The 24,322-nt window shown below is 61.2% G+C and carries 23 protein-coding genes and 1 pseudogene; 19 read left to right on the forward strand and 5 right to left on the reverse strand.

The genetic code is table 11. From position 1 onward, the window contains the following. Positions 1-39: 39 nt before the first annotated feature. From R1T40_RS02550 to R1T40_RS02630, 17 genes and pseudogenes are all read left to right on the forward strand, one after another. The gene (locus tag R1T40_RS02550; RefSeq protein WP_317385764.1) at positions 40-1,260 is read left to right on the forward strand and encodes an NADH-quinone oxidoreductase subunit E; all 1,221 of its coding nucleotides are present in this window, start codon (positions 40-42) and stop codon (positions 1,258-1,260) included. Between the two features lie 53 nt (positions 1,261-1,313). After that, the gene (locus tag R1T40_RS02555; protein ID WP_106163380.1) at positions 1,314-1,544 is read left to right on the forward strand and encodes a DUF5337 domain-containing protein; all 231 of its coding nucleotides are present in this window, start codon (positions 1,314-1,316) and stop codon (positions 1,542-1,544) included. 6 nt (positions 1,545-1,550) lie between these two features. Further along, positions 1,551-2,849, forward strand: coding sequence for an NADH-quinone oxidoreductase subunit NuoF (nuoF, locus tag R1T40_RS02560; RefSeq protein ID WP_106163381.1), 1,299 nt, complete (start codon positions 1,551-1,553; stop codon positions 2,847-2,849). 471 nt (positions 2,850-3,320) lie between these two features. Then, positions 3,321-3,770: a DUF5333 domain-containing protein gene (locus tag R1T40_RS02565; protein ID WP_317386930.1), complete on the forward strand. Its 450-nt coding sequence runs from the start codon at positions 3,321-3,323 to the stop codon at positions 3,768-3,770. 3 nt (positions 3,771-3,773) lie between these two features. Further along, the gene (gene nuoG, locus R1T40_RS02570) at positions 3,774-5,792 is read left to right on the forward strand and encodes an NADH-quinone oxidoreductase subunit NuoG (protein ID WP_317385765.1); all 2,019 of its coding nucleotides are present in this window, start codon (positions 3,774-3,776) and stop codon (positions 5,790-5,792) included. Next, entirely contained in the window at positions 5,789-6,181 is a 393-nt protein-coding gene (locus R1T40_RS02575; protein WP_106163384.1) for a hypothetical protein, read from the forward strand. The genes nuoG and R1T40_RS02575 overlap by 4 nt, the downstream gene beginning before the upstream one ends. Before the next feature lie 6 nt (positions 6,182-6,187). Then, positions 6,188-7,225, forward strand: a complete 1,038-nt coding sequence (gene nuoH, locus R1T40_RS02580) for an NADH-quinone oxidoreductase subunit NuoH (protein WP_106163385.1) — start codon at positions 6,188-6,190, stop codon at positions 7,223-7,225. Position 7,226: 1 nt separating this feature from the next. After that, positions 7,227-7,721: an NADH-quinone oxidoreductase subunit NuoI gene (gene nuoI / locus R1T40_RS02585; protein ID WP_106163386.1), complete on the forward strand. Its 495-nt coding sequence runs from the start codon at positions 7,227-7,229 to the stop codon at positions 7,719-7,721. After that, positions 7,718-8,128 carry a carboxymuconolactone decarboxylase family protein gene (locus tag R1T40_RS02590; RefSeq protein ID WP_106163387.1) on the forward strand — a complete coding sequence of 137 codons (411 nt, stop codon included), beginning with the start codon at positions 7,718-7,720 and terminating at the stop codon, positions 8,126-8,128. The genes nuoI and R1T40_RS02590 overlap by 4 nt, the downstream gene beginning before the upstream one ends. Then, positions 8,125-8,727 carry an NADH-quinone oxidoreductase subunit J gene (locus R1T40_RS02595; protein WP_106163388.1) on the forward strand — a complete coding sequence of 201 codons (603 nt, stop codon included), beginning with the start codon at positions 8,125-8,127 and terminating at the stop codon, positions 8,725-8,727. Before R1T40_RS02590 ends, R1T40_RS02595 begins: the two co-directional genes overlap by 4 nt. 3 nt (positions 8,728-8,730) lie before the next feature. After that, on the forward strand, positions 8,731-9,036 hold the full coding sequence (nuoK, locus tag R1T40_RS02600) for an NADH-quinone oxidoreductase subunit NuoK (RefSeq protein ID WP_005624625.1): 306 nt from the start codon (positions 8,731-8,733) through the stop codon (positions 9,034-9,036). Between the two features lie 5 nt (positions 9,037-9,041). Beyond that, a complete protein-coding gene (gene nuoL / locus R1T40_RS02605) occupies positions 9,042-11,150 on the forward strand; it encodes an NADH-quinone oxidoreductase subunit L (RefSeq protein WP_317385766.1) in 2,109 nt (702 codons plus the stop codon). After that, entirely contained in the window at positions 11,150-12,715 is a 1,566-nt protein-coding gene (locus R1T40_RS02610) for an NADH-quinone oxidoreductase subunit M (RefSeq protein ID WP_317385767.1), read from the forward strand. Before nuoL ends, R1T40_RS02610 begins: the two co-directional genes overlap by 1 nt. A gap of 12 nt (positions 12,716-12,727) precedes the next feature. Further along, complete coding sequence (nuoN, locus tag R1T40_RS02615; protein WP_106163391.1) at positions 12,728-14,164, forward strand: NADH-quinone oxidoreductase subunit NuoN; 1,437 nt, start codon at positions 12,728-12,730, stop codon at positions 14,162-14,164. A gap of 88 nt (positions 14,165-14,252) precedes the next feature. Beyond that, positions 14,253-15,002: a biotin--[acetyl-CoA-carboxylase] ligase gene (locus tag R1T40_RS02620; protein WP_106163392.1), complete on the forward strand. Its 750-nt coding sequence runs from the start codon at positions 14,253-14,255 to the stop codon at positions 15,000-15,002. A 14-nt stretch (positions 15,003-15,016) separates the two neighbouring features. Continuing rightward, positions 15,017-15,799 (forward strand): type III pantothenate kinase, encoded by a 783-nt coding sequence (locus R1T40_RS02625; RefSeq protein WP_106163393.1) that lies wholly within the window; start codon positions 15,017-15,019, stop codon positions 15,797-15,799. Continuing rightward, a pseudogene (locus tag R1T40_RS02630) lies at positions 15,796-17,467 on the forward strand (ribonuclease J). Before R1T40_RS02625 ends, R1T40_RS02630 begins: the two are co-directional and overlap by 4 nt. A gap of 178 nt (positions 17,468-17,645) precedes the next feature. On the opposite strand, the gene R1T40_RS02635 reads toward R1T40_RS02630, so the two are convergent. The 4 genes from R1T40_RS02635 to R1T40_RS02650 all read right to left on the reverse strand — a co-directional run bounded on the left by R1T40_RS02635 (position 17,646) and on the right by R1T40_RS02650 (position 22,330). After that, the gene (locus R1T40_RS02635) at positions 17,646-17,819 is read right to left on the reverse strand and encodes an RSP_7527 family protein (RefSeq protein WP_165798113.1); all 174 of its coding nucleotides are present in this window, start codon (positions 17,817-17,819) and stop codon (positions 17,646-17,648) included. A gap of 178 nt (positions 17,820-17,997) precedes the next feature. Next, a complete protein-coding gene (locus tag R1T40_RS02640) occupies positions 17,998-19,509 on the reverse strand; it encodes a DEAD/DEAH box helicase (RefSeq protein ID WP_317385768.1) in 1,512 nt (503 codons plus the stop codon). A gap of 193 nt (positions 19,510-19,702) precedes the next feature. Further along, the gene (locus R1T40_RS02645; protein WP_317385769.1) at positions 19,703-20,656 is read right to left on the reverse strand and encodes a glycosyltransferase family 2 protein; all 954 of its coding nucleotides are present in this window, start codon (positions 20,654-20,656) and stop codon (positions 19,703-19,705) included. A gap of 66 nt (positions 20,657-20,722) precedes the next feature. Further along, positions 20,723-22,330, reverse strand: a complete 1,608-nt coding sequence (locus R1T40_RS02650; protein WP_106163397.1) for a peptide chain release factor 3 — start codon at positions 22,328-22,330, stop codon at positions 20,723-20,725. Between the two features lie 187 nt (positions 22,331-22,517). Here R1T40_RS02650 and R1T40_RS02655 point away from each other — a divergent pair, with 187 nt between their 5' ends. Next, the gene (locus R1T40_RS02655; RefSeq protein WP_106163398.1) at positions 22,518-22,811 is read left to right on the forward strand and encodes a DUF883 family protein; all 294 of its coding nucleotides are present in this window, start codon (positions 22,518-22,520) and stop codon (positions 22,809-22,811) included. Between the two features lie 4 nt (positions 22,812-22,815). Beyond that, positions 22,816-23,199 carry a hypothetical protein gene (locus R1T40_RS02660; RefSeq protein WP_317385770.1) on the forward strand — a complete coding sequence of 128 codons (384 nt, stop codon included), beginning with the start codon at positions 22,816-22,818 and terminating at the stop codon, positions 23,197-23,199. 48 nt (positions 23,200-23,247) lie between these two features. Here the strand turns inward: R1T40_RS02660 and R1T40_RS02665 are convergent, their stop codons facing one another. Then, positions 23,248-24,258, reverse strand: a complete 1,011-nt coding sequence (locus R1T40_RS02665; protein WP_317385771.1) for a Hint domain-containing protein — start codon at positions 24,256-24,258, stop codon at positions 23,248-23,250. Between the last annotated feature and the right edge of the window lie 64 nt (positions 24,259-24,322).

Below are 24,322 nucleotides of genomic sequence, written 5' to 3' on the forward strand. Positions count from 1 at the left end.
AGGCATCCGCCGGGGCAACTGTGCCCAAAAGGTGATCTGATGCTGCGTCGTCTCCACTCAGAACAACCCGACAGCTTTGCCTTCACGCCCGCCAACCTGGCCTGGGCCGAAGCGCAAATGACCAAATACCCCGAAGGTCGTCAGGCCTCGGCGGTGATCCCGCTGCTGTGGCGTGCTCAGGAACAGGATGGCTGGATCTCCAAACCGGCGATCGAATATGTCGCCGACATGCTCGGCATGGCTTATATCCGCGTGCTGGAGGTGGCTTCCTTTTACTTCATGTTCCAGCTGCAACCGACGGGATCCGTTGCGCATATCCAGGTCTGCGGCACCACGTCCTGCATGATCTGCGGCGCCGAGGATCTGATCGCGGTCTGCAAGGACAAGATCTCGCCCAAGGCGCATACCATCTCCGAGGATGGCAAATTCTCCTGGGAAGAGGTGGAGTGCCTTGGGTCCTGCACCAATGCGCCGATGGCGCAGATCGGCAAGGACTACTACGAGGATTTGACCGCCGCGAGTTTCACCAAGCTGCTGGATGACCTTGCCGCAGGCAAAGACGTGGTGCCTGGCCCGCAGAACGGTCGCTACGCTGCAGAGCCGAAATCCGGTCTGACCTCGCTGACCGAATATGAGGCTGGCAAGCCGCAGTATAACGCCTCCGCCGAACTGGCGACCGAGCTTGGCGACGGTGTAAAGCGCATTCAGGGCGACGAGGTGCCGTTGCTCACCCCTTGGGTGGGCAAGGATGGCGTGGTCGCTGGTCGCGCTGCGGCAGAGCCCACTCCGGCAGCGCCCGAGCGTCCAAAGCCCGCGGCAAAGCAGGCCGAGGCAGCCAAGAAAGAGGCTGCTCCGAAGAAAAAGGCTCCGGTCAAGAAATCCGATGCCGCGACCCCGGCACAGCCCGAGGCCGCCGCTGCCAAGGTGACAGAGCCCGAGGCGGAAACGGCGGATGCGGTCGAGGAAAAAGCGCCCGAGACGCTGACAACTGCACGTGACGGCGGGGCGGACGACCTCAAACTCCTCAAAGGCGTGGGCCCGAAGCTTGAACAGACGCTGAATGAGCTGGGCTTTTTCCACTTTGACCAGATCGCCAAATGGACCGAGGCCGAGGTGGCCTGGGTCGATGCGCGGCTTAAATTCAAGGGCCGCATCGAGCGTGATGGCTGGATCGAACAAGCCAAGCAACTGGCAGCCGGTGAAGAGACCGAGTTTGCCAAATCGGCCAAGACCGACGGCCGTTACAAAGACAAATCATAATCGCAGATCGCGGCCATGAGGCCGTGCGCTGTGGTCAAGGATGACTGGACCGGATGACGCAGGACGAACAGGACAAGGCTATTGCAGCCAAGGGGCGGCACATCTCGCTGGTGATCGCCGGCACGATGGTGGCCTGGCTGATCCTGTCGCTTCTCATTGGTCCCGCGATTGGCCTGCCGGGCCGGTTTGCGCTGCTGTTCGATTTCGCCGCTCTGGCCGCGATGATCTATGCGGGCGTCAACATCATTCAACTCTGGCGCATGCGTCAGAACAGTCAAAGGTAGGCACACATGCTGAAGGATCAGGACCGGATCTTTACCAACCTTTACGGGATGCACGAACGCACGTTGGCGGGCGCACAAAAGCGTGGCCACTGGGACGGTACGGCGGGCCTCATTGAAAAAGGGCGCGACTGGATCATCCAGACCATGAAGGATTCCGGCCTGCGCGGGCGCGGCGGTGCGGGCTTCCCCACCGGCCTCAAGTGGTCGTTCATGCCCAAGGAAAGCGACGGTCGTCCGGCCTATCTAGTGATCAACGCCGATGAATCCGAACCCGGCACCTGCAAAGACCGCGAAATCATGCGCCACGATCCGCATACGCTGATCGAGGGCGCGCTGATCGCATCTTTCGCGATGAACGCACACACCTGCTACATCTACCTGCGCGGTGAATATATCCGCGAGCGCGAGGCGCTGCAGGCTGCGATTGACGAATGCTATGACAAGGGGCTTCTGGGCAAAGACGCCGCAGGATCTGGCTGGGACTTCGACGTCTTCCTGCACCACGGGGCAGGGGCCTATATCTGCGGCGAGGAAACCGCCCTGATCGAGAGCCTTGAGGGCAAAAAAGGCATGCCGCGCATGAAGCCGCCGTTCCCGGCGGGCGCAGGCCTTTATGGCTGCCCGACCACTGTGAACAACGTCGAATCCATCGCCGTGGTGCCGACCATCCTGCGCCGTGGTGCGGAGTGGTTTGCAGGCTTTGGCCGTCAGAACAACGCGGGCACCAAGCTCTTTGCGATCTCCGGCCACGTCAACAACCCTTGCGTCGTCGAAGAGGCGATGAGCATCTCCTTCGAGGAGCTGATCGAAAAACATTGCGGCGGCATCCGGGGCGGTTGGGACAACCTTCTGGCTGTGATCCCCGGCGGTTCCTCGGTGCCTTGCGTGCGCGGCGAGAAGATGAAAGACGCCATCATGGATTTCGACTACCTGCGTGGCGAGCTGGGCTCCGGCCTTGGCACGGCGGCGGTGATCGTGATGGATAAGCAGACCGACATCGTGAAAGCGATCTGGCGGCTGTCGAAATTCTACAAACACGAGAGCTGTGGCCAGTGTACCCCTTGCCGTGAGGGCACCGGCTGGATGATGCGCGTCATGGACCGTCTGGTGCGTGGCGAGGCGGAGCTCGAAGAAATCGACATGCTCTGGGATGTCACCAAACAAGTTGAAGGCCACACCATCTGTGCTTTGGGTGATGCAGCTGCCTGGCCCATTCAGGGCCTCATTCGCAACTTCCGCGAAGAAATCGAAGATCGCATCAAGGCGCAGAAGACCGGCCGCCGCGGTGCGTTGGCAGCGGAATAACCTGAAGAGATGACTATGACCTCACGTTTCACTCTGACGTTGATACTGGCCGCGTCGGTCGGGCTTGCGGCCTGTGGCGGCAAAACCGGCGAGGATAAGCGCATGCGCTATGACGGCATCGCGTTCCGCACCAGCGCCAAGGCGATCAACAAAAGAGAGACCCTCGCCAATTTCCGCATTGAGGTGCGTGACGCGCTGCAATCCCAGCGTGGCGCGCTTGCGGCGGCTAATCACGAGGCGAAACGCTACTGCATCGAGAATTACGGCACTTCGCGGTTCGATTGGACCAACATCGCGCTGGACGCTGAGGGTAACTACAAGATCCAGCTCGACAAAAGCGATGCGATCTACACGGGAAGCTGCGAAGTCTTGATGCGCAGATCGGCATATCATGGCCGGTTCGGCGGGGCGTTATTGAATAACAGCGCGTCTCACTCCTGTGGTTCGGACAGAACCACAACGGAGTTTGACATGTCTGAAACAATTGCGATTTTGCCTGCGCGCAGGACTGTGATAGGCACCTCTCTTGCGGCGTTGGCGGCGCTGCTTTTGGCCTTTGGTGCCAGCGCGGGCGAGGCGAAACCCTCCTTGCGCGATGTGCAGGAAATCGAGGATCCGCTTTTTGCCGTGGCCGTGGCCAGCGAAGTGTCCGATCAATGTGATCGCCTTGCGCCACGCACGCTCAAGGGGCTCAACCAGCTTTATCAGATCCGCAGCCGCGCCAATGCGCTTGGCTACAGCGATGATGAGATCAAGTCCTACATCAAGTCGGACCAGGAAAAATCCCGAATGCGCGCCAAGGGCGAGCGCCTGCTGCGGCAGGAAGGGGTCAAACTGGACCAGCCAGAAACATTCTGCAGCTACGGGCTGGCGGAAATTGAGAAAAACAGCGCGATCGGCGTGTTACTGAGGGCGAAATAGACCATGTCTGACCTCCGCAAGATCAACATTGACGGAACCGAGATCGAAGTCGAAGGGGCGATGACCCTGATTCAGGCCTGTGAGCAGGCCGGGATCGAGATCCCGCGCTTCTGCTACCACGAGCGTCTCTCGATTGCGGGCAACTGTCGTATGTGCCTTGTGGAGGTCGTCGGCGGCCCGCCCAAGCCTGCCGCCTCTTGTGCGATGCAGGTGCGCGATCTGCGCCCCGGTCCCGAAGGCCAAGCGCCGCAGGTGAAGACCAATTCGCCGATGGTGAAAAAGGCGCGCGAAGGCGTGATGGAGTTCCTGCTGATCAACCACCCGCTCGATTGCCCGATCTGCGATCAGGGCGGTGAATGCGATCTGCAGGATCAGGCGATGGCCTATGGCGTCGACTTCTCCCGCTTCCGCGAGCCGAAGCGCGCTGTAGATGATCTCGACCTCGGCCCGCTGGTCGGCACCGCGATGACCCGCTGCATCTCCTGCACCCGCTGCGTGCGCTTCACCTCCGAGGTGGCCGGCATCAACCAGATGGGCCAGACTGGGCGCGGTGAGGATGCGGAGATCACCTCCTATCTGAACGAGACACTGGATTCGAACCTGCAGGGCAACATCATTGACCTCTGCCCGGTGGGTGCGCTGACGTCGAAACCTTATGCGTTTACCGCGCGTCCATGGGAGCTGACCAAGACCGAGACCATCGACGTGATGGACGCGCTGGGATCGAACATCCGCGTGGACACCAAGGGCCGCGAAGTGATGCGCATCCTGCCGCGCAACCACGATGGCGTGAATGAGGAATGGATCTCCGACAAGACCCGTTTTGTCTGGGACGGCCTGCGTCGCCAACGTCTGGACCGCCCCTATGTGCGCGTCGAGGGCAAGCTGAAGCCCGCCACCTGGCCCGAAGCGCTGGAGGCTGTCGCCACCGCGATGAAGGGCAAGAAGGTCGCAGGTCTGATCGGTGATCTGGTCCCGGTTGAAGCTGGCTATGCGCTGAAAAATCTGATCGAGAGCCTTGATGGCAAGGTGGAATGCCGCACTGATAATGCGCGTCTGCCCATCGGCAACCGCGCCGCATATGTCGGTACCGCCACCATCGAAGACATTGATAACGCCAAGTTTATCGAGCTGATCGGGACCGATCCACGCAATGAAGCTCCGGTGCTGAATGCCCGCATCCGCAAGGCATGGCTGAAGGGCGCGCAAGTGGGGCTTGTCGGCCCTGCGGTGGATCTGACCTATGATTATGCCCATGTGGGCACTGATCGTGCCGCGCTCGAGGGGCTCTTGAACAAAGACTACGGTGCGGTGCTGGATGCGCCTTCTGTGGTGATCGTGGGGCAGGGTGCCCTGCGTGAGGCTGATGGTCTGGCCGTTCTGGCCGCCGCGCAGAAACTCGCGGCAGATACCGGCTCCAAGCTGATGATCCTGCACAGCGCAGCAGCACGCGTGGGTGCTATGGACATCGGGGCTGTCACCGAAGGCGGCGTAGCTGCCGCGATTGACGGTGCAGAGGTGATCTACAACCTCGGGGCTGATGAGGTCGAAATCGATGCAGGCGCGTTTGTGATCTATCAGGGCAGCCATGGCGACCGTGGCGCGCACCGCGCCGACGTGATCCTGCCGGGTGCAGCCTATACCGAGGAAAACGGCCTCTTTGTGAACACCGAAGGCCGTCCGCAGCTTGCCATGCGCGCAAGCTTTGCACCGGGGGAGGCCAAGGAAAACTGGGCCATCCTGCGCGCACTTTCGGCGGAAGTGGATGCAAAACTGCCCTATGATAGCCTCGCGCAACTGCGCAAGGCGCTGATCAAGGACGTCCCGCATCTGGCCAAGGTTGATCGCGTTGTCGAGAATGACGGCGAGGCGTTGCCGGTTGAAAAACTCGGCAAGGCGGATTTCCTGCCCGCGATTCAGGACTTCTACCTGACCAACCCGATTGCGCGCGCGTCGCAGCTGATGGCGGAACTTTCCGCCCAGGCCAAGGCGCGTCGCGAGACGCAGATTGCGGCAGAGTGATCCGCGCGGCGATCATATCGCTTACGGGGCTTGCCCTCATGGCCTGCACGGATGTGTCGGGCGATGAGGTGAGCCGCGCCGCGCCCGATTATCTCGGCGTGGACACCAGCCTCCTCGATGGGGATCTGGTGCAGTTCCATGTGACCATGGATCAACTCGGCGCGCCTGAGGATTTGAACGACTATGCCGATTGCGCGGCCGCACAATATGCGCTGATCCGCGGATATGGCTTTGCGCGTCATGTGCGCACAAAAACGAAACAAGAGTCTGGTATTTGGAAGGCGGATGCTGTCTACACCATCTCGCCAGCCTTACCGCGCGGTTTGCGCACCCTCGACGCTCAGGTCGTGGTGCAGGACTGCAAGGCAAACGGAATACCTACGGTGTGAGGACCCATGGCTGAATTCTTTAACACCCCTGTCGGCATTGCCGTCATCATACTAGCGCAGACCCTTGCGGTCGTCGCCTTTGTTATGATTTCGCTCCTGTTCCTCGTTTACGGGGATCGCAAGATCTGGGCTGCGGTCCAGATGCGGCGCGGCCCCAATGTGGTGGGGGTCTTTGGCCTGCTGCAGACCGTGGCGGATGCGTTGAAATACGTGGTCAAGGAGGTGGTCATCCCGGCCGGCTCCGACCGGGCCGTCTTTATCATGGCGCCCATCACCTCCTTTGTTCTGGCGATGATCGCCTGGGCGGTGATCCCCTTCAGTGACACTTGGGTGCTGTCGGACATCAATGTCGCCATCCTCTATGTCTTCGCGGTCTCCTCGCTCGAGGTTTATGGCGTCATCATGGGCGGCTGGGCATCGAACTCCAAATACCCGTTCCTTGGCAGCTTGCGGTCGGCGGCGCAGATGATTTCCTACGAGGTCTCCATCGGCCTCATCATCATTGGCGTGATCCTGTCGACCGGCAGCATGAACTTCGGCGACATCGTTCGCGCGCAGGACGGCTCGGCCGGGTTGTTCAACTGGTACTGGCTGCCGCATTTCCCGATGGTGTTCCTGTTCTTCATCTCCTGCCTTGCGGAAACCAACCGCCCACCGTTCGACCTGCCCGAAGCAGAATCCGAACTGGTTGCGGGCTATCAGGTGGAATACTCCTCGACGCCGTTCCTCTTGTTCATGGCTGGGGAATATATCGCCATCTTCCTGATGTGCGCGCTCACCTCGCTGCTGTTCTTCGGTGGCTGGCTCTCGCCCATTCCGTTCATCCCCGACAGCCCCTTGTGGATGGTCGCGAAGATGGCGTTCTTCTTCTTCCTCTTCGCAATGGTCAAAGCCATCACCCCGCGTTACCGCTACGACCAGCTGATGCGCTTGGGCTGGAAAGTCTTCCTGCCGTTCTCGCTGGTCTGGGTGGTGTTCGTGGCCTTTGCCGCACGTTTCGATTGGTTCTGGGGGGCATTCGCCCGCTGGAGCACAGGAGGCTGATATGACCCAGATGGATTACACCCGCGCCGCCAAATACTTCTTGCTGCAGGACGTCTGGCAGGGGTTCAAGCTGGGGTTGAAGTATTTCTTCGCCCCCAAAGCGACCCTGAACTACCCGCATGAGAAAGGCCCGCTCAGCCCGCGTTTCCGCGGCGAGCACGCGCTGCGTCGCTACCCGAATGGCGAGGAACGCTGCATTGCCTGCAAGCTCTGCGAGGCGATCTGCCCGGCGCAGGCCATCACCATTGATGCCGAACCGCGCGAGGACGGCAGCCGCCGCACCACGCGCTACGACATCGACATGACCAAATGCATCTACTGCGGTTTCTGTCAGGAAGCCTGCCCGGTGGACGCCATCGTTGAGGGGCCGAACTTCGAGTTCGCAACCGAGACCCGTGAGGAGCTGTTCTACAACAAGGACAAGCTTCTGGCCAATGGTGAGCGCTGGGAAGCAGAGATCGCCCGCAACCTTGAACTGGACGCGCCGTACAGATGACCGAGACGCCGAAAAACCCTTTCGAGGCCATGATGGCCCAGGCGCAGGAGATGGCGAAGGCCCTCAATCCCGCACTTGAGAGTTTCTCTCCCAAAGGGTTTGAGGCGCTCTGGCCGACCATGCCCAAAGAGGTCATGGACATGATGTTCGGCAACACCGTCAACAAGGACGGGCTTGATGCCAAGACCCGGCTGCTGCTGACGCTGGCGGGGCTGACCATGCAGGGCGCGCAGGCGGATACCGCCGTGCGTCAGACCGTGCGCCACGCTCTTGCGGCGGGCGCGAAGAAACAAGAGATCGTTGAAACGATCGGACAGATGTCGGTGTTTGCCGGCATTCCGGCCATGACCCGCGCAATGGATTTGGCGCAGGAGGTCATGGACGACAAAGGGGACGATGAGACATGAGCGTGTTTGCCTTTTACCTCTTCGCCATCAGCGCCATCACTGGCGGGCTGTTCACCGTGGTGAGCCGCCAGCCCGTGCATTCGGTGCTGTGGCTGATCCTGGCGTTTATTTCCTCGGCCGGGCTGTTCGTGCTGCTGGGGGCGGAATTTGTCGCCATGCTGCTGGTCATCGTCTACGTGGGCGCGGTCGCCGTGTTGTTCCTGTTTGTTGTCATGATGCTCGACGTGGATTTCGCCGAGCTGAAGGCCGAGATGGCCCGATACATGCCGCTGGCGCTGCTGATCGGGCTGGTGATCCTGATGCAATTCGTGATTGCCTTCGGCTCCTGGGAGAGCGCGCAGGACGTGGCCGCGAACATCAGCCAGCCGATGCCGGATGGGCGCCACAACACCGAGGCGCTTGGCCTCATCATCTACGACCAATATTTCCTTCTGTTCCAGCTGTCGGGTCTGATCCTGCTGGTCGCCATGATCGGCGCCATCGTTCTGACCCTGCGCCATCGCAAGGATGTGAAACGTCAGGACGTTCTCGCCCAGATGTATCGCGATCCGGCCAAGGCCATGGAACTCAAGGACATCAAACCGGGGCAGGGGCTTTGATCAATGATCGGACTTGAACATTATCTCACCGTGGCGGCGACGCTGTTCGTCATCGGTATCTTCGGGCTCTTCCTGAACCGCAAGAACGTGATCATCCTCTTGATGAGCATCGAACTCATGCTGCTGGCCGTGAACATCAACCTTGTCGCCTTCTCGTCGTTCCTTGGCGATCTGGTGGGGCAGGTGTTCACGCTGTTCGTGCTGACCGTCGCCGCCGCTGAGGCCGCGATTGGCCTTGCGATCCTCGTCTGCTTCTTCCGCAACCGCGGCACCATCGCTGTCGAAGACATCAACGTGATGAAGGGCTAATCCAGATGGAAACCATTCTCCTCTTTGCCCCGCTGGTGGGGGCGGTGATCTGCGGCTTCGGCCACAAGATCATCGGCGAAAAAGCCGCCATGTGGACCGCCACCGGCCTGTTGTTCCTGACGGCGCTCTTGTCGTGGGTCGTCTTCCTGTCGTTTGACGGTGAAACCCGCATCATCGAGATCTTCCGCTGGATCGAGAGCGGCAGCCTGTCGACCTCCTGGGCGATCCGTCTGGACCGGCTGACCGCGATCATGCTGATCGTGATCTCCACCGTGTCGGCGCTCGTGCATCTCTATTCCTTCGGCTATATGGATCACGATCCGCAGTTCAAAGAGGGCGAGAGCTACAAGCCGCGCTTCTTTGCCTATCTGTCGTTCTTCACCTTCGCCATGCTGATGCTGGTGACCTCCAACAACCTTGTGCAGATGTTCTTCGGCTGGGAAGGCGTGGGCGTTGCATCCTACCTTCTGATTGGTTTCTACTACCGCAAGCCCTCTGCCGGTGCGGCAGCGATGAAGGCCTTCATCGTCAACCGTGTGGGGGACTTCGGCTTTTCGCTGGGGATCTTCGCACTGTTCTTCCTCACCGACAGCATCAACCTCGGTACCATTTTCGCGGCGACGCCGGATCTGGCGGAAACCACCGTGTCCTTCCTCTGGAGCGACTGGAACGCGGCCAACCTGATTGCCTTCCTGCTGTTTGTCGGCGCCATGGGCAAATCGGCGCAGCTGATCCTGCACACCTGGCTGCCGGACGCGATGGAAGGCCCGACCCCGGTGTCGGCGCTCATTCACGCCGCGACCATGGTGACCGCAGGTGTCTTCCTCGTGTGCCGCATGTCGCCGCTGATGGAAGTTGCCCCCGAAGCGACCGCCTTTATCACCGTGCTGGGCGCCACCACCGCGTTTTTTGCCGCGACCGTGGGTCTGGTTCAGACCGACATCAAGCGCGTGATCGCCTATTCGACCTGTTCGCAGCTCGGCTACATGTTCGTGGCCGCAGGTGTCGGCATGTACTCGGCAGCGATGTTCCACTTGTTCACCCACGCCTTCTTCAAGGCGATGCTGTTTCTTGGCGCGGGCTCGGTCATCCATGCGATGCACCACGAGCAGGACATGATGAACTATGGCGGTTTGCGTAAAAAGATCCCTTATACATTTGCCGCGATGATGATCGGCACGCTGGCCATCACCGGCGTTGGCATTCCGCTGACCCACATTGGGTTTGCCGGCTTCCTGTCCAAGGATGCGATCATCGAGAGCGCCTATGCGGGCGGCTCCATGTATGGCTTCTGGCTGCTGGTGATCGCCGCCGCGATGACCTCCTTCTACAGCTGGCGCCTGATCTTCCTGACCTTCTACGGCAAGCCGCGCGGCGACAAGCACACCCATGACCACGCGCACGAAAGCCCGATGGTCATGCTGATCCCGCTGGGCGTGCTGGCTCTGGGCGCAGTGTTTTCAGGCATGCTGTGGTACAACTCCTTCTTCGGTCACGCCGACAAGGTTGGCAAATTCTACGGCATTCCGGTGGCAGAAGCCTCTGCCGAGGGTCATGCCGCCGAAGGTGAGGCTGCCGCGCATGGCGCTGATGCAACCGAAGGTCACGGCGAAGAGGCCGCAGCCGCCGGCGAGCATCATTATGTGTTTGCAGGCGAGCCGGGTGAAGGCGCGCTTTACATGGCGCCAGACAACCATGTTCTGGACGATGCCCATGCCGCACCCAAATGGGTGAAGGTCTCGCCCTTCATCGCCATGCTGGGTGGTCTGCTGCTGGCGATCCTGTTCTATATCGTGAACCCGGAATTGCCCAAGCGCCTCGCGCAGCAGCAGCGTCCGCTCTACCTGTTCCTCAAGAACAAGTGGTACTTTGACGAGCTCTACAATGTGGTCTTCGTCAAACCCGCACTGGCGATCGGCAAGTTCTTCTGGAAGAAGGGCGACGGCAAGACCATTGATGGCTTCCTCAACGGGATCGCCATGGGGATCGTGCCCTTCTTCACCCGTCTCGCTGGCCGGGCGCAGTCCGGTTATATCTTCACTTATGCCTTCTATATGGTGCTGGGCATTGCCGCCCTTGTCACCTGGATGTCGATCGGCGGAGGATCGCACTGATGGATAATATTCTCTCCATCGTAACCTTCATTCCCGCGCTGGCGGCTGCCGTCATGGGGCTGCTGATGCGCGGGGACGACGAAGCCGCGCGGCGGAACGCGAAATATGTCGCGCTGATCGCCACCTCGATGACCTTCTTCGTGAGCTTGTTCATCTACTTCGGCTTTGATGCCTCCAACACTGGCTTCCAGTTTGTGGAAGAGCGGGAGTGGATCTTTGGCTTGCAGTACAAGATGGGCGTCGATGGCATTTCGGTGCTTTTCGTGTTGCTGACGACCTTTGTGATGCCGCTGACCATTCTGGCGAGCTGGAATGTCTCCAGCCGGGTCAAGGAATACATGATCGCCTTCCTGGTTCTGGAAACGCTGATGCTCGGCGTGTTCATGGCGCTGGACCTGGTGCTGTTCTACATGTTCTTCGAGGCCGGGCTCATCCCGATGTTCCTGATTATCGGCATCTGGGGGGGCAAGGACCGCATCTACGCCTCGTTCAAATTCTTCCTCTACACCTTCTTTGGCTCCGTGCTGATGCTGGTGGCGATGGTCTACATGTATTCGGATTTCCGCTCTACGGACATCGTAGGCATGCTGAACCACAACTTCTCGGCAGTTGGCTTTGACCTGATGGGCATCCACATTGTCGGCGGCGCACAAACGTTGCTGTTCCTGGCCTTCTTCGCCTCCTTCGCGGTGAAAATGCCGATGTGGCCGGTGCACACCTGGCTGCCGGATGCGCACGTGCAGGCGCCGACCGCTGGCTCGGTCGTGCTGGCGGCGATCCTGTTGAAAATGGGCGGCTACGGCTTCCTGCGCTTCTCCCTGCCGATGTTCCCGGTGGGCTCCGAAGTGATGACCGATGTCGTCCTGTGGATGTCCGCCATCGCCATCGTCTACACTTCGCTGGTTGCGATGGTGCAGGAGGACATGAAGAAGCTGATCGCCTATTCCTCTGTGGCGCATATGGGCTTTGTGACCATGGGCATCTTTACTGCCAACCAGCAGGGGGTCGATGGTGCGATCTTCCAGATGCTCAGCCACGGGTTCATCTCGGCTGCGCTCTTCCTCTGTGTGGGTGTGATCTATGACCGCATGCACACCCGCGACATCGACGCCTATGGCGGTCTGGTGATCCGCATGCCGGCCTTCGCGCTGGTGTTCATGTTCTTCACCATGGGCAACGTCGGCCTGCCGGGCACATCCGGTTTCATCGGCGAGTTCCTGACCCTCGTGGGCGCCTTCCAGGAGAACACATGGGTGGCCTTTGTCGCCACCACCGGCGTGATCTTCTCGGCCTGCTATGCGCTCTGGCTTTATCGCCGGGTGGTCTTTGGCGATCTGATCAAGGAGAGCCTGAAAGCCATCAAGGATATGTCCGCCCGTGAGAAATGGATCTTTGCGCCGCTCATCGCCATGACCCTGCTGCTCGGTGTCTATCCTGCCGTTGTTACCGACGTGATCGGTCCTTCGACCGAAGCGCTCGTTCAATCCGTCAATACGGCCGTCGCCGACGCGGGGGTCCTGTCGGACACCGCCGAAGTCGATGTCGCCGCCACAAATTCCCACTAAGGAGCTGATGAGATGCAAGCTGATCTCTCCGTGATCCTGCCCGAGATCATCCTCGCCGTCTTCTCGATGGCGGCGCTGCTCGTGGCTGTCTACACCGTCAAGGACAAGCTGGCGCCGATGCTCGTGTGGGTAACCGCCGCGCTGATGGTGGTGCTGGGGATCTGGATCGGAACCTCCGGCTCTGGTGCGACCGAGGCCTTCGGCGGCATGTTCGTCGATGATGCCTTCTCGCGCTTTGCCAAGGTGGCGATCCTGTTCTCTGCCGCCGCCGTGATGGTGATGGGGCAGGATTACATGTCAAAACGCGGCATGCTGCGGTTTGAATATCCGATCCTGATCGCGCTCTCGGCCATCGGCATGATGGTCATGGTCTCCGCAGGCGACCTGATGGCGCTTTATATGGGGCTGGAACTGCAATCTCTGGCGCTGTATGTGGTTGCCGCCCTGCGCCGGGACAGCGTGAAGTCCACCGAGGCCGGTCTGAAGTATTTCGTGCTTGGCGCGCTGTCCTCCGGTCTGCTGCTGTACGGCGCGTCGCTGGTCTATGGATTTGCTGGCACCACGCTGTTCTCCGGCATTATCGAGGTCGCCCAGCATGGCGAGGTCACGGTTGGCCTGTTGTTCGGCATCGTCTTCCTGATCTCCGGCATGGCGTTCAAGGTCTCTGCGGTGCCCTTCCACATGTGGACGCCGGACGTTTATGAAGGCGCGCCGACGCCGGTGACAGCCTTCTTTGCTTCGGCTCCGAAGGTTGCAGCGATGGCGCTGTTTGCCCGTGTGCTGCACGATGCCTTTGGATATGCGGTCGAAGACTGGAGCCAAATCATCGCGCTGCTGTCGGTGCTGTCGATGTTCCTCGGCGCGGTTGCGGCGATCGGACAGACTGACCTGAAACGCCTGATGGCCTATTCCTCGATTGCGCATATGGGGTATGCGCTGATCGGCTTGGCAGCGGGCACCGCGCTCGGCATTCAAGCGCTGCTGATCTACATGTCGATCTATGTGGCGATGAACATTGGCACGTTTGCCTTCATCATGATGCTGCATCGCGATGGAAAAGCGGTCACTGATATCAGCGCGTTGAACCAATACGCCAAGCGCGAACCCGGCCGTGCGCTGGGGATGCTGGTGCTGCTGTTCTCGTTGGCTGGTGTGCCGCCGATGCTGGGCTTCTTTGGCAAATTCTTCGTGCTGCGCGCCGCGGTTGAGGCCAACATGACCTGGCTTGCAATCGCGGGTGTGATCGCGTCGGTGATCGGGGCCTACTACTATTTGCGCATCGTGTTCCTGATGTATTTCGGCGCTGACGCCGATGATGTGGAGACCTCGCGCTCTCCGGTGTTGCTGGCCTTTTTCACCGCCGGTGCGGCACTGATGCTGATCGGTGTGATTACCACCTTCGGTGTCGAAGGGGCGGCGGCTGCGGCGGCTGCGATGCTGGTCCGCTGAAGACGACAGGCAATAATTCGTCAAAAGGCCCGGTCCGGTGCGACCGGGCCTTTTGCCTTTTGCTGATGCCAGTGCTAAAGGGGCGCGCATGACAGATTGGCCAATCGGATACGGGCGCCGCGTGCTGGCGGATGTTGACAGCACCCTGGATGAGGCCGCCCGCCTTGCGCCGGAGCTCACCGGCCCGGAATGGATCCTCGCGCTGCGCCAGACGAAGGGGCGCGGACGGCGGGGGCGCGCCTGGACCGACCCCGAGGGAAATTTCGCCGGCACATTGGTCTATCGTCCTGCGGGCAGCCCGGATCAGATCGCCCTGCGCAGCTTTGTCGCCGCGCTGGCGCTTTACGATGCGGTGGAGACGGTCACTGGCCGCACCGCTGGTCTGGCGCTCAAATGGCCCAATGACGTGCTGCTGAATGGTGGCAAGCTGGCCGGCATCCTGTTGGAAAGCTCCGGCGCCGGGGCAGGGGTGGACTATCTCTCAGTCGGGATTGGCGTGAACCTGGCGCAGACCCCGATGAAGGAATGGCTGGAACCGGGTGCGGTCTGGCCAGTGTCGCTGCAATCCGAAACCGGCGTTCGGGTTGACCCGGAGACCTTTCTGTCGGCTTTGGCCCTTGCCTTTGCCCGCCATGAGGAGCAGTTCACTACCTACGGCTTTGCCCCGATCCGCGAGCTGTGGCTGTCACGCGCTGCCAAGCTGGGCGAGGTCATCACCGCACGCACTGCGCGCGAGGAGACATCGGGCACGTTCGAGACCATAGACGACGCGGGCAACCTCGTTCTCACCACCGCCAAGGGGAAGGTCACCATCCCCGCTGCGGATATCTTTTTCTGACGGAGGCGGGGCACATGCTTCTCGCGGTTGACTGCGGCAACACCAACACGGTCTTTGCACTTTGGGATGGCGATCAGATGATCGGCCATTGGCGCACCTCGACCGAATGGCAGCGCACGGCGGATCAGTATTACGTCTGGCTTTCCACGTTGATGTCCCTGCAGGGGGTGAAGGCCAAGATTACCGATGTGATCATTTCCTCCACCGTGCCGCGCGTGGTGTTCAACCTGCGTGTCCTTGCGGATCGGTATTTCAACACCCGCCCGCTGGTGGTGGGCAAGCCCGAATGCGCACTGCCGGTCGGCACGCGCGTGGATGCGGGCACGACCGTGGGACCGGATCGGTTGGTGAACACGGTGGCGGGGTACAAGAAATACGGTGGCGACCTGATTGTCGTCGACTTCGGCACCGCCACGACGTTTGATGTCGTGGCTCGCGACGGCGCCTATGTGGGCGGTGTGATCGCCCCAGGTGTCAACCTCAGCCTCGAGGCGCTGCACCACGCGGCGGCGGCGCTGCCGCATGTGGACATTTCCAAGCCGCAGAAGGTGATCGGCACCAATACCGTGACCTGCATGCAGTCGGGCGTGTTCTGGGGCTATGTCGGGCTGGTGCGCGAGATCTGCACCCAGATCCGCGCCGAGGCCGCCGTGCCGATGAAAGTCATATCTACCGGCGGGCTGGCGCCGCTCTTCCAGCAGACAGCAGATCTATTTGACGCATATGAGGATGACCTGACCATGCAAGGTCTGAGGCTCATCCACGAACACAACAAGGATATCGGTACTCACGTATGAGCAGTGAACGTTTGATCTATCTGCCCCTTGGCGGGGCGGGTGAAATTGGCATGAACGCCTATGTCTACGGCTACGGCGCACCGGGCAAGGAACGCCTGATTCTCGTCGATCTGGGCGTGGCCTTTCCCGACATGGACACCACGCCGGGCGTGGATCTGATCATGCCCGACATCACCTGGCTGGCCGAACGCGCCGACCAGTTGGAGGGCATCTTCATCACCCACGCCCACGAAGACCACATCGGGGCGGTGGCGCATCTTTATAGCCGTCTGAACAACGTGCCGGTTTACGCCCGCGCCTTCACGGCGAATATCGCGCGTCGCAAGATGGAAGAGCAGGGCCACGACCCCGAGAAGGTGGTGACGATCTCGCCCTGGCCGGATGTGGTCAAGCTTGGTCCCTTCTCCATCAGCGCGGTGCCGATCTCCCACTCGATCCCGGAATCCGGTGGTCTGGTCATCGACAGCCCGGCGGGCCGTGTGGTGCATACCGGCGACTTCAAGTTGGACGAGAAGCCGATCGTCGGCGAGGCTTTTGATCCCGACCTCTGGGCCGAGATTTCCAAGGATGGGGTGCAGGCGCTGATCTGCGATTCCACCAATGTGTTCACCCAGCATGCGGGTCGGTCAGAGAGCGATCTGGGCGACAACATCACCCAGCTGGTTGCCGGGGCCTCCGGCATGGTGGCGGCGACCACCTTTGCCTCTAACGTGGCGCGGGTTAAGACCCTTGCCGAGGCTGGCGTCCGCGCGGGCCGCTCCATCGTGTTGTTGGGGCGGGCCATGAACCGGATGATCGAGGCTTCGATCCAGACCGGCGTTCTGACCGATTTTCCGGCCGTGGTGCAGCCGGAAGAAGCCGGGGACATCCCGCGCGAAAACCTGATGCTGATCATCACCGGGTCTCAGGGGGAGCGCCGTGCGGCGTCCGCGCAGCTGGCGCGCGGCAAGTATCGCGGCCTGGAGCTGAAAGAGGGCGATCTGTTCCTGTTCTCCTCCAAGACCATTCCCGGCAACGAGAAGGGTGTGATCTGGGTTATGAACCAGTTCTCCGAGCGCGGTGTGGATGTGGTGGATGATTTCCTCCGGTCTTTATCACGTGTCGGGTCACGCCAACCGGCCGGATCTGGAGCGCATGCATGACATCGTGAAGCCCAAGATCCTGATCCCGATGCACGGCGAGCACCGCCACCTGCGTCAGCACGCCCGTCTGGGCGAGGAGAAGGGCATCGCCTCGACCATCGCCGTCAACGGCATGATGGTGGATCTGACTGGCGATGCGCCCAAGGTGGCGGAATATATCGACACCGGTCGCACTTATCTGGATGGCTCGGTCAAGATCGGCGCCATGGATGGCATCGTGCGGGACCGTATCCGCATGGCGCTGAATGGCCTTGTGGTGGTGACCGCGATCCTCGACGAGGATGACGAGCCGCTCGGGGAACCTTGGGTGGATCTGAAGGGCCTGGCCGAGACCGGCCAGTCCAATGCCGCGCTGGCGGAGATCATGGAAGAGGACCTGAACCAGTTCCTGATGCGCGCCGGCAAGAAGACCCTGAAGGACGACGACAAGCTGGAACAGGAGCTGAAGCGCGTGGCGCGTCAGACCGCCCAATCGGAAATCGGCAAGAAGCCTGAGGTTACGGTGGTCGTCAGCCGCATGCGCTGATGTGGGAGGAGGGGGCGCTGCCCCCTCGTGCCTCTGCGGGGCACTTCACCCCCGAGATATTTTTGAAAAGATGAAGGAGGTATAGGCCTCTGGAACAGAAAACGCCCGGACCGATCAGGTCCGGGCGTTTTTCGTCAGTCGGGCGCGGTCGCGCACGCCACGTCTGGTCGAGTTGAACTCAGGCTGCGCGGGGGCGGCTGAAGATCAGGGCAGGGGCCTTGATCGAGCGGACCAATGCGGAGCCGATTGCGGAAAACATCGCCGCAAAAGCTTCTGCACGCATACGGCGGGCGCGGAGTTCGATTTCTTTCAAGTCGTCGCTCAGGAGCGGGGCAGTTGATCGCAGGTCCATAACATCACCTTGGGTATTCATTTGATGCCCGGTATTTAGTCCATCATCGGCCTGTGCACATCGCATAGCTTGGCAATCCCGCTATGCCGCTGCTGCAACGCGGCGTCGGGGTGACCGGAATAGAAAAACCGCCCGTGCCAAGGGCAGGGCGGTTTTCAGATCAAGGTGTTCGGTCGGATCAGCCGGCGCGACGCTCGTCAAAGCTCAGCGCAATGAAGCTGGGCATATGGTCGCCCATGCCCACGACTTTCTCGTCGCGGCGATCATCCCGACGCCCACGGGAGGATCGGGATTTATTGGGCTTGCTTCCGGTGCCGACATCCTGCTGTGGCCGATCTTGCGACCTTGCAGGTTTTTCCTGGACCGCTTGCACAGGCGCCTGCTGTGGTTGTTCGACTTCTACAACAGGATTGGCTTCGGCGGGGCTAGTGCTGGTGTCGGGCTTTTGGGCGGCAGGCTTGCTGCGGCTGCGACGGGTCGGTTTTGGCTTCGCCGTGTCCGTGGAGTCCTCTGCCGGGGCCGCAGCTTTGCGGGCTGCTGGCTTCACTGGGTTCTCCAGGCGGGTGATCTGCTTTTGCACCAGGCCTTCGACCGCATCCAGCGCTTTCTCGTCGCGCGGAGTGCAGATGGTGATCGCCTTGCCGTCACGTCCGGCGCGGCCGGTGCGGCCGATGCGGTGAACGTAGTCCTCGGCGTGGCCGGGCACGTCAAAGTTGATCACATGGCTCACAGAGGGCACATCCAGACCACGCGCGGCCACATCAGAGGCGATGAGGAACTTCAGCGCGCCTTCGCGGAACCCGTCGAGGGTGCGTGTGCGCTGGCTCTGGTCCAGATCGCCGTGGATCGGCGCTGCGTCATAGCCGTATTTCTTCAGCGACTTGGCCACCATATCGACGTCGGTCTTGCGGTTGCAGAAGATGATGGCGTTCTTGATGCCCTCGCCTTCCTGATCGATCAGTTCGCGCAGGACCCGGCGTTTCTCGGTCGCTTCGCGGTCCTTGCGGGACGCTTTGAACATCACCACAGCCTGTTCGATGGTCTCCGAGGTGCTCGCTTGCCGCGCAATTTCCACCCGCTCGGGGCCAGACAGGAAGGTGTTGGTGATGCGCTCGATCTCCGGCGCCATGGTGGCGGAGAAGAACAGTGTCTGGCGGGTGAAGGGGGTCAGCGAGAAGATGCGTTCGATGTCCGGGATGAAACCCATGTCGAGCATCCGGTCGGCCTCGTCCACCACCATGATTTCGATTCCGGTCAGCAACAGCTTGCCGCGTTCGAAATGGTCCAGCAGGCGGCCCGGAGTGGCGATCAGCACGTCGACGCCACGGTCGATCGCCGCGTCCTGCTCCTTGAAAGACACGCCGCCAATCAGCAGCGCCTTCGTCAGTTTCACGTGTTTGGCGTAGGTGTCGAAGTTCTCGGCAACCTGTGCGGCCAGCTCCCGTGTGGGGCACAGCACCAGCGACCGTGGCATCCGCGCCCGCGCGCGCCCGCGCGCCAGACGGGTGATCATCGGCAGGGTAAAGGAGGCTGTCTTGCCGGTGCCGGTCTGAGCGATCCCGAGGACATCGCGCCCTTCCAGTGCGGCTGGAATGGCACCCGACTGAATCGGGGTCGGATTTTCGTATCCTGCTTCCTCAATCGCTTTGAGGACCTTTGGATTCAGGTTCAGATCGGTGAATTTTGTCATATGCGTCCGTTTTTGCGGACACTGACCTGGCCCGCGCGTGTGTCTCTATGCCGGTATCAGTCGGACCCTTGCCCATGCAGGAGTCCCCGGATGCAGGGCACATAGCAAAATTGCGAGATACGGTCAAATGATCGCGATACCGCGGCGCAGATCTGCGAATGGCCCGAGGGATTTGCAGTATTTCGGGAACATTTCAGCTAAATCGTGTGAAATGTTTCCGGCGGAGCTGTGTCAACGGCAGTTCACGCCGCCGCAACAGCCCTTCTGCGTCCAATTTGGCGCGCAAATCCGGACTGTCGGCGCAGATCTCGTCGAAGAAGGCGCGCAGGCCGGCCTCGCCCCGATCTGATTCGATCTGCGACAGAAGCTGATGCAGGGTGACGCCAGCCGCGGCGCGGGCGCCGGAAGGGCGCAGCTCCGACCGGTAGGAGCCCTTTTGCAGCCGATAGCGATAGTGCTGGAGCCAGTGCGTCCAATCCGTGGCATGCAGATGGCAGAGATCGACGTCCGCCAGCTCTGTCGCGGCGGGGTTTTCCTGCGCGTCCACATAGACATTGTGGATGCGCAGGTCGACGTCGTCGAGGCCGGTGCGGACAAACAGCTTTCCCTGCACATGGCTGATGAATCCCCCCCGCAGGTAGGGCCCAAATTGCGGATAGAGCCGCGCCGCCACCGTGTCCTGCTCGGGGGATTGGGGGATGCGCGCCTTGAAGACGTCCTGGCCACCCGCCAGTGATTCCAGTGGCCGCACGCGGGCGCAGAGCACGTCCGGCGGCAGCGCCCCAAGTTGTGAATGGATCGGGGTTTGCGACCAGAGAAACTCGTCCACATCAATATGGATCAGCCAGTCCAAGTCGCCCGCTTGCCGGCGATAGGCGCGGGTGGAGTTGAGGCTCTGGCGGACCTGATGTTTCTGCGGCACCCGGCCTCGGCGTTTTTGCCAATGGGCGGCATCCGTCTCGATCACCCGGATCTTGGGGTGGGCCTTCAGATGCGGCAGCACCGCGGGGCAGGGGGCATCCAGGTAGAGAAACAGCCGATGCGCGCCCTGTTCCAGATGCCAGGCGCAAAAGTCTAGTATCGCGGGAGCCTCAGCCTTGAGCGTGGCGACGAGGCCCCATTTTGTGGTCACCGATGGGTCCTGCATGTGCCTGCGCCTGTCTTATTTCCTTATCCAACCAAAACGGGCGCCCGGTGAGGGGCGCCCGCGGTCTTAAACCATCATTTCCTTGGTCGAGGAGAGTTTCAAGTCGGGATAGTCCCGCTCCACCCGGTCGATGTCCCATTGCAGCCGCGTCATGTAGACGACGTCACCGTCATTGTCGTGGGCGATGTGCTGCTTGTTGGCAGTGGCGAATTTCTCCACCGCCGCCTTGTCGCCATGCACCCAGCGGGCCGAGGTGAACTGGCTGGCCTCGAAACGCACCGGTAGGCCGTATTCCATTTCGATCCGGCTGGCGAGCACTTCGAATTGCAGCTGGCCAACAACGCCGACGATGAAGCCCGACCCGATCGAGGGTTTGAACACTTTGGCAGCGCCTTCCTCCGCAAACTGCATCAGCGCCTTTTCCAGGTGCTTGGCCTTCATCGGATCGCCCGCGCGGACGCCCTGCAGCAGCTCCGGCGCGAAGGAGGGGATGCCGGTCACCCGCAGGGCCTCGCCCTCGGTCAGCGTATCGCCGATGCGCAATTGGCCATGATTGGGAATGCCGATGATGTCGCCGCCCCAGGCCTCTTCCGCCAGTTCGCGGTCAGAGGCGAGGAACAGCACCGGGTTGGAGATCGCCATCGGCTTCTTGCTGCGCACATGGGTCAGCTTCATGCCGCGTTTGAAATGCCCCGAGGCGAGACGCACGAAGGCCACCCGGTCGCGGTGCTTTGGGTCCATGTTGGCCTGAACCTTGAAGACAAAGCCCGCGACCTTCTTTTCCTCCGGTGCGATCTTGCGCGGCTCGGCGGACTGGATCTGCGGCTCGGGCCCATAGGCGCCGATGCCGTCCATCAGTTCGCGCACCCCGAAGGAGTTGATCGCGGAGCCGAACCAGATCGGGGTCATATGCCCTTCGAGCACCGCCTGCGGGTCCAGCGCCGGCATCAGCTCACGCGCCATTTCGACCTCTTCCAGCAGTTTTTCCAGAAGATGCGCGGGCACATGCTCGGCCAGTTTCGGGTCGTCCAGACCGTTGATGGAGATGCTCTCGCCGACCTTGTTGCGGTCAGCGCGGTCCATCAGCTCCAGACGGTCGCGCAGAAGATCATAGCAGCCGACGAAATCGCGCCCGACGCCGATCGGCCAGCTGGCCGGGGTGACGTCAATGGCGAGGTTTTCCTGAATCTCGTCGATGATTTCAAAGGTGTCGCGGCTCTCGCGGTCCATCTTGTTACAGAAGGTCAGGATCGGCAGGTCGCGCAGGCGGCAGACCTCGAACAGCTTCTGCGTCTGGCTTTCCACACCTTTGGCGCCGTCGATCACCATCACCGCCGCATCCACCGCTGTGAGCGTGCGATATGTGTCCTCGGAGAAATCCGAGTGGCCGGGAGTGTCGACAAGATTGTAGCGGAAGTTGCCGTAATCAAACGACATCGCCGAGGCCGAGACGGAGATGCCGCGGTCCTTTTCCATCTGCATGAAGTCGGACCGCGTGCGCCGGGCCTCGCCCTTGGCGCGCACCTGACCGGCCATCTGGATGGCGCCACCATAAAGGAGAAACTTCTCGGTCAGCGTGGTCTTGCCCGCATCCGGGTGCGAAATGATCGCAAAGGTGCGGCGCCGCGCGATTTCCGGCGGCAGGTCTGGGCGGTTTTGAGCGGTGTCCAACATGGGGCTGGCCTTAGCCACAAAGCTGGAGCGAGGCAAGGAAAAGCGGTGTTCGCCCGTCCTGAAAGCGCGCGGTGATTAAGCCACTGACCCGAAGGATTATGCGCAGCCTGTGTAATTTGTCGGAACAAATCCAGTGTGGGCACGTTGTCTTCTCGAACACGAAATGAAACGAGAAAGGAGCATCCTCATGCCCAAGGACCAGACCGCCCCCTCGACCGATGATATTGCAGCTCAGATGGAAGTCCTGCGTTCGGACGTCTCCGCACTTACGCGTTCAGTGTCCGATCTTGCCAAGGATCGCGCAGGCAAGGCCCGCGACGCGGCGCAGGATACAGTCCGCGAGCAGACGCAAGCGATGTCTGATGGTGCTGCCCAGATGACGCGTCAGGCCGAAGACGCCGTGCGTGCGCAGCCGCTTGCCGCCACCGCTGTCGCCGCGGGGCTTGGGTTTGCGCTGGGTTACCTGAGCAACCGTCGCTGATCTGATGTTGAGGCTTCTTAGAACCAAGGCCCGGCGCGGTGCGCGCCGGGTTCTGTTTGCAACCTTGTGTGCGATCAGTGCGGCCGTCGGCGCAGGCTTTGCCTCCGCCGCCCTCTACTCCGCGCTTCTGAGCTCTGGCCAGACGCATGCCATCGCGGGGCTGATCCTGTCCTGCCTGTGGTTCGGCTTTTCGGGCGTCTTTCTTCTGCTCAAGGCCGCTGTCGGGGACGAGGCGCATTATCCGCCTGAAACAGCGCAATCCGGGTCTCCGCACGTGGCGCACCCGAATGGACATGCCGCCACCGCACCAACCGTAGCGGATGCGTTTATGGCAGGCATGAGTGAAGGGGCAGGGTTTGCCCGTTCTCAGACGCGCGGCACCGGCTGAAATTGTCGGGCTGCGCGCGCCCGCTTCTGCCTCAGCCCTGTATCTGCCTCAACGCTGCGAGGCGCGTCTCAGCAAGGCCACGGCATCCGGCCGCGTTAGCATTTCGCGTTTGACGTCCAGTCCGTAGTTCGTGCGCGATGCGTGAGGCCTGGACAGCCGAACGTGTCGCTGCCGTACGTCCTCCGGCAGCACCGGCTTTGTCACGGCGTCCACAAACAGGGATTCTGCTGCGATTCCCTCGGCATAGATGATGTAGTGACGATCAAAGAGGATCTGGAAATACTCGACATATCCGCCATCCTGCACCACGACCGTCTCGCCATTGACCAGATCGCGCGCGCGCAGCAGGAGTTCCGCCCTGCCTGTCCCAAGTTGATCTGACCGTTGATATACCATCAGACGGTGATCCGGGCTGACGATCAGGTCGCGCGCATTGTTCAGCGCGCCCTTGCGGATCAGAATCGGAGCCATTTCGCCCACAGCCCGAACCGTTGTGCGTCCAATCCAGGTAATGGTCTGCGCGCCGCTGTCTCGTGTCAGGATCTGGTCGCCGGGGGTCAGCTCTTCGATCAGGCGCTGTTCTCCGGTGCTCATGCTGATCCGGGTGCCACGAGTGAAGGCGACGCAGGTCATCTGTGCCAGACGTTGCCGCACATTGTGTCGGCTTGCATTGACCAGACGATAACCGGTGCAGGGCATGAGCGGAGCCTGCGGTACCAGATAAATCTGCGAAATCAGCCCTTCGTTGTCGACCTCGACCAGAATGAGCGCATCTGTTGCAGCACCACGATCCGGCATCAGTGTCACGACACAATCGAGGAACAATGCCGCATCGGGCGTGCCAAGCGCAGAGCTCCCATGTACTGAAAAGCCGCCATCCACATGCGCTGCGATCTCAAGCCGATCTGTCGTGGCGCCGGCCCCCAGCTCATAGATGTCATCCATGACCAGTTCATCAAGCACGCTGATCGGATCACCGGCATTTGCTCCGATGTCCACGCAGAACTGCTCGGCTTGATAGGCCGGTAGGGACTGTATCGAGATGGCGTCGCGGTTCACGTCGAACCCCCTCTTTAGGTTTGCTCCGTCACGCGGATTGCGCTTTGGTGCGGCCTCACTCTGC

Origin of the sequence: Tritonibacter scottomollicae (genome assembly GCF_032924845.1) — a bacterium.
GTDB classification, from domain to species: domain Bacteria; phylum Pseudomonadota; class Alphaproteobacteria; order Rhodobacterales; family Rhodobacteraceae; genus Epibacterium; species Epibacterium scottomollicae.

Excerpts from the sequence above, each read along its gene's own strand:
- R1T40_RS02650 (WP_106163397.1), bottom strand. The coding sequence starts at position 22,330 with ATGTTGGACACCGCTCAAAACCGCCCAGACCTGCCGCCGGAAATCGCG.
- R1T40_RS02635 (WP_165798113.1), bottom strand. The coding sequence starts at position 17,819 with ATGGACCTGCGATCAACTGCCCCGCTCCTGAGCGACGACTTGAAAGAA.
- nuoL (WP_317385766.1), top strand. The coding sequence starts at position 9,042 with ATGGAAACCATTCTCCTCTTTGCCCCGCTGGTGGGGGCGGTGATCTGC.
- nuoI (WP_106163386.1), top strand. The coding sequence starts at position 7,227 with ATGACCCAGATGGATTACACCCGCGCCGCCAAATACTTCTTGCTGCAG.
- R1T40_RS02590 (WP_106163387.1), top strand. The coding sequence starts at position 7,718 with ATGACCGAGACGCCGAAAAACCCTTTCGAGGCCATGATGGCCCAGGCG.
- R1T40_RS02640 (WP_317385768.1), bottom strand. The coding sequence starts at position 19,509 with ATGACAAAATTCACCGATCTGAACCTGAATCCAAAGGTCCTCAAAGCG.
- R1T40_RS02645 (WP_317385769.1), bottom strand. The coding sequence starts at position 20,656 with ATGCAGGACCCATCGGTGACCACAAAATGGGGCCTCGTCGCCACGCTC.
- nuoH (WP_106163385.1), top strand. The coding sequence starts at position 6,188 with ATGGCTGAATTCTTTAACACCCCTGTCGGCATTGCCGTCATCATACTA.
- R1T40_RS02565 (WP_317386930.1), top strand. The coding sequence starts at position 3,321 with ATGTCTGAAACAATTGCGATTTTGCCTGCGCGCAGGACTGTGATAGGC.
- nuoN (WP_106163391.1), top strand. The coding sequence starts at position 12,728 with ATGCAAGCTGATCTCTCCGTGATCCTGCCCGAGATCATCCTCGCCGTC.
- R1T40_RS02595 (WP_106163388.1), top strand. The coding sequence starts at position 8,125 with ATGAGCGTGTTTGCCTTTTACCTCTTCGCCATCAGCGCCATCACTGGC.
- R1T40_RS02555 (WP_106163380.1), top strand. The coding sequence starts at position 1,314 with ATGACGCAGGACGAACAGGACAAGGCTATTGCAGCCAAGGGGCGGCAC.
- R1T40_RS02550 (WP_317385764.1), top strand. The coding sequence starts at position 40 with ATGCTGCGTCGTCTCCACTCAGAACAACCCGACAGCTTTGCCTTCACG.
- R1T40_RS02660 (WP_317385770.1), top strand. The coding sequence starts at position 22,816 with ATGTTGAGGCTTCTTAGAACCAAGGCCCGGCGCGGTGCGCGCCGGGTT.
- R1T40_RS02620 (WP_106163392.1), top strand. The coding sequence starts at position 14,253 with ATGACAGATTGGCCAATCGGATACGGGCGCCGCGTGCTGGCGGATGTT.
- R1T40_RS02625 (WP_106163393.1), top strand. The coding sequence starts at position 15,017 with ATGCTTCTCGCGGTTGACTGCGGCAACACCAACACGGTCTTTGCACTT.
- R1T40_RS02610 (WP_317385767.1), top strand. The coding sequence starts at position 11,150 with ATGGATAATATTCTCTCCATCGTAACCTTCATTCCCGCGCTGGCGGCT.
- R1T40_RS02655 (WP_106163398.1), top strand. The coding sequence starts at position 22,518 with ATGCCCAAGGACCAGACCGCCCCCTCGACCGATGATATTGCAGCTCAG.
- nuoF (WP_106163381.1), top strand. The coding sequence starts at position 1,551 with ATGCTGAAGGATCAGGACCGGATCTTTACCAACCTTTACGGGATGCAC.
- nuoK (WP_005624625.1), top strand. The coding sequence starts at position 8,731 with ATGATCGGACTTGAACATTATCTCACCGTGGCGGCGACGCTGTTCGTC.
- nuoG (WP_317385765.1), top strand. The coding sequence starts at position 3,774 with ATGTCTGACCTCCGCAAGATCAACATTGACGGAACCGAGATCGAAGTC.